We start from the raw sequence: 4,213 nt of genomic DNA, 5'->3' as shown, positions 1-4,213 counted from the left end.
AGCACACCGAGACCGCCGGAGTAAATCTTAAGGGCATTGCACAGACCGTACTCCATCGAGAAGTAGCTTACCGAGGGCACATCCTTGCGCATGGGCACCTTCATGTAGGCCTTGAAGTCGGCATACACTTTTTCGATACGTTCCATGAGCTTGGCATCATTGAGGATTTCCTGAAGACGCTCGAAGCCCAGCTGCTGCAGAAGCATCACGGGGTTTTCGCCGACGGCACGCCAGAGATCGGGATTGAGATCACGGAAAAGCGATTTGCCCTCGCTGTTCCATACCCACCAAAGGTTGCGTGAGAGAACTTCCAGCGGCTTGAGTTTTGCCGGGAGGTCAGATTTCACCATTACGTCGCGCCACACGGGTGCATTAGTGTTGCTTACTTGAAGTTTCATAAATTATATTTATGTGAATAGAGTTTTTATTAATCCTTACTGTACGTTAATATATATATTACTCTATATATAATAATGTATACCGTCCATCAGTCGGAGGTCAACCCTCGGTGACGCGCATGCGGGCACTGTCGAGAGCGATTCTGAATGCATCTACATAGTATTCGATAAAATAGCTCCACGCGGCAAGCGATGCCAGATTTATGGCACGGCTGCGTATAAGGGTTGTCTGCTGCTGGTCGGCTGATATCAGATATTTAAGAGAGTTGGCGATGCGTGTGGCCACTTCGTCGTAATTGAAGTCGCCTCGCGCTATGACGTTGACACCGCATGCGTCAAATGTATTTTCGTCGGTGGCAAGTACCCATTGTCCGAATCCCGAAAGGGTTGTCGTGACTGTAGGCACACCGAAAGCCACACTTTCGAGCGGCGTGTATCCCCATGGCTCATAGTACGAGGGGAACACCGTGGCATCCATACCAATCAGAAGATCGTAATAAGATGTATTGAATATTCCGTCGGCACCGTTGAGATAACATGGCACATAGATTACGTTGACCTTGTCGGTCTTTTCGTTGGCGAAGCCTATCTGGCGTATACGGCAGATAATCGGGTCGGAGTCGGGATTGTTGAGAGTGTGGGTAAGCTCCGGCTCGGGAATGCGGGTCTTGCGCTTGGCAGGGAGGGTGTGCTGCAGATCGGGACGCGGGTCGCGACACCATGCGGGCACCATTACAAATGCCACTACCGTACGATTTGGGGCAAGATCGCGCAGACGCTCTATTGCGTCGAGATACAGGTCGATGCCTTTGTTGCGGTATTCGCAACGTCCGGATGTGGCTACTATAAATGTATCCTCGGGGAGTTTTCTTCCGACAAGCGAAGAGGCCACGTTGAGCAGTACTTTACGGGCGGCTTCGCGCACCTTGGGGAATTTGCCTTTGTTGGGCACGAAATTCTGTTCGAATCCGTTGGGTGTCACTACCGGGCGTCGCTGAAGCAGCTGTTCACACTCTATGGCGGTGATGTCGCTTACGGTAGTAAAGCAGTCGGCCTGGTGGGCTGCGGCCTTTTCAAGGGAGTGTTTCGACTCCATATTGAGCTCGCGCGCCATCTGGTCGCCATCGTACGCACGGAGATAATCATACAGCGGTTTGCCGTTGCCGCATATGCTGCGGCCTATACAAGTGGCGTGGGTGGTGAATATGGTCGCTACCGAAGGGAGCACATCCTTTACATACAGCAGACCCATGGCGGTTGTCCATTCGTCGAAATGGGCCACAACGTTTTTGTCACGTATCCCGACAAAGTCGCAGATGCTTTCAATCACAATCCCGGCTGCATGGGAGAAGGCACATGCCTCGTCGTAGTCGCCATAGGCGTGGAGGGAATCTACGCCATAGAGGTCCCACATGCGTCCGTAGAAAGAATCTTTCTCCTGGTATAGGCCATCGAATTTTACAAGTACCACAATCGGTCGTCCCGGCACTTCCCAGCGCCCGCATCTTACAGTGATGCCATAGGGCAGCTTGGCCTGGGCCTTCCATTCTTTCAGCACAGTTCTCGACGGAGTGAAATAAGGTGAGGGGTTATCCTCTGTCCAGACATCGGGGCCGATGAAAATGTTTTTGTCTTTATAAAGATTCTGTAGTGTCTTGGCCTTTGTAGAAAGAACCGTATAAATACCACCGATTTTATTGCACACTTCCCAGCTTGTCTCAAACAGCAGGTCGATGTTTACCGGCTTTTTGTCCATGAAAAATAAGTATTTTGGTTTTTGACGGTGCAAAGTTAGTGATTTTTATCCGAATAGCCCAAATATTAAACAGTTAAAGCGGCAAAAAGATGCCTAAATAACCGTAGGGAGCCTACAGAGGCATTTTTTTATCGCAAAAAATATCGGATTATGATACATGTTTGCAGATTTTTCCTATCTTTGCAATGTAGTTGACACCTCCCCCGTGTATCTCCTCCTTAGCGGTTACCATGAGAAGTGGAGACGAATACAAATGAATTACCCAACAATCTAAACAATACATCAAAACATGAAACCTTACGTAGTAGGCATCGACATAGGTGGCACCAACACCGTGTTCGGTATAGTTGACGCACGTGGCAATGTCGTTGCCAGCAGTTCCATCAAGACAGGCAGACACGCTGATATCAAGGATTATGTAGAAGAACTCAAGACTTCTCTCTTCAATCTTCTTGAAGCCAACGACGCAACCGACAAGATTGCAGGAATAGGTGTGGGTGCTCCCAACGGCAACTATTTCACAGGCGCGATAGAGATGGCCCCCAACCTCCCCTGGAAGGGCAGAATTCCTCTGGCAGAGCTGCTTAGAGAAGCATTCGGCGTTCCCGTAGCTCTTACCAACGATGCCAATGCCGCAGCCATCGGAGAAATGACATACGGTGTGGCACGCGGTATGAAAGACTTTATAATGATTACACTGGGCACCGGCGTAGGCAGCGGTATCGTAGTCAACGGTCAGCTCGTATACGGTCACGACGGATTTGCCGGCGAGCTCGGCCACGTCATCGTGAAGCCCAGCAACGGCCGTATGTGCGGCTGCGGACGCACAGGATGCCTCGAGGCTTATTGCTCAGCCACAGGTGTGGCACGCACAGCCCGCGAATTCCTCGAGACCCGTACCGACAAGTCGCTTCTGCGCAACTTCGCCATCGAGAGCATCACTTCCAAGGATGTATATGACGCAGCCGTACAGGGCGACAAACTTGCCAAGGAAATCTTTGAATATACAGGCAAAATCATGGGCGAGGCTTTCGCCAACTTCATTGCCTTCTCAAGCCCCGAGGCAATCATCCTGTTCGGTGGCCTGAGCCGTTCGGGCGACCTTCTGATGAAGCCCATCAAGGAGGCTATGGACCGCAACACTCTCAATATCTACAAAGGAAAGACCAAACTGCTCCTTTCAGAGCTTAAAGAGAGCGATGCCGCCGTGCTTGGTGCAAGCGCACTTGGCTGGGAGGCACGATAAGCGAGCATAAAAAAGACACTTACATAAATGTCCGGATGGACGCTCTGTTCATGGGCGTGGTCCGGATATTTTTATTATCCTGCATACAGCATGGCAGACAATTATCTCGAAAGAAAGATGGAAGAGCACCGACGTGGGCCGATGCCGGCCTACAGACGGCGTGTGACTTCGCGCGGACTCCCGCCGGGCACTGTATCCTTCCCTTTTCCCGTACGTCGCATCGTGGTTTTACTCGCGGTGGAGGACCCGGATACAGCAACCGCCGAAGCTCGTGTGGCCCTGCGCGACTCTATTGTAAAGGCTTTGGCTGCTACCGGATGTCGTGTAGCGTTTACAGAGGGCGATATAGTGTCGCGCAACCGCCTGGCCCAAAGCAGCGGAGCCTGCGGCGTTGCGCCAGGAGATATCGACATCGTGTCAGCACGCTGGGAAGGGCTCGACTCCTCGGTGACGATAACCGGCAACTCCATGACAACCGACATCAATATCTGTCCTCATTTCGGCGATTCACGACATGCCTGCATACGCCTACCCGCGGCGTGCTGCGACACCGGAGCCGCCGTGCACGCTGTATTGTGGAGTCTGGTCGAGGGAAATGACTACCTGCTTGATACCATCATCAGCATCGGCTGCTGAAACATTATAATCAGGCAGGGTGTTCATTTATTATTAGAGCTTGTTTAATAATAAATGTTGCCGCCAGGGTCGTATAGCTTGAGACGATTTTCGACATGTGACGAAGGAGTGTACTTTATGTACACAACTGAGGAACAGGGCGAAAAGAGGCCAAGATATACGAAACAACCGGTAATT

The 4,213-nt window shown here is 51.2% G+C and carries 4 protein-coding genes; 2 read left to right on the top strand and 2 right to left on the bottom strand.

Features of this window, described 5'->3' with window-relative positions; genetic code table 11:
* Together K2I50_RS04715 and K2I50_RS04710 are read right to left on the bottom strand one after the other, a co-directional pair.
* On the bottom strand, positions 1 to 398 hold a 398-nt coding region (locus K2I50_RS04715), incomplete at its 3' end, for a DUF3417 domain-containing protein (RefSeq protein ID WP_301025071.1).
* A gap of 100 nt (positions 399 to 498) precedes the next feature.
* A complete protein-coding gene (locus tag K2I50_RS04710; protein ID WP_301025070.1) occupies positions 499 to 2,154 on the bottom strand; it encodes a glycosyltransferase in 1,656 nt (551 codons plus the stop codon).
* Positions 2,155 to 2,443: 289 nt separating this feature from the next.
* Between K2I50_RS04710 and K2I50_RS04705 the strand changes: the two genes are divergently transcribed.
* A complete protein-coding gene (locus tag K2I50_RS04705) occupies positions 2,444 to 3,400 on the top strand; it encodes an ROK family protein (protein ID WP_435052509.1) in 957 nt (318 codons plus the stop codon).
* Between the two features lie 90 nt (positions 3,401 to 3,490).
* Complete coding sequence (locus tag K2I50_RS04700; RefSeq protein WP_301025069.1) at positions 3,491 to 4,036, top strand: hypothetical protein; 546 nt, start codon at positions 3,491 to 3,493, stop codon at positions 4,034 to 4,036.
* Positions 4,037 to 4,213: the final 177 nt, after the last annotated feature.

It is taken from the genome of Muribaculum sp., from assembly GCF_029051885.1.
In the GTDB taxonomy this organism is placed as follows: Bacteria; Bacteroidota; Bacteroidia; order Bacteroidales; family Muribaculaceae; genus Muribaculum.
Note: the sequence above shows the minus strand (reverse complement) of the source record. Positions and strands in the feature narration are given on the sequence as shown.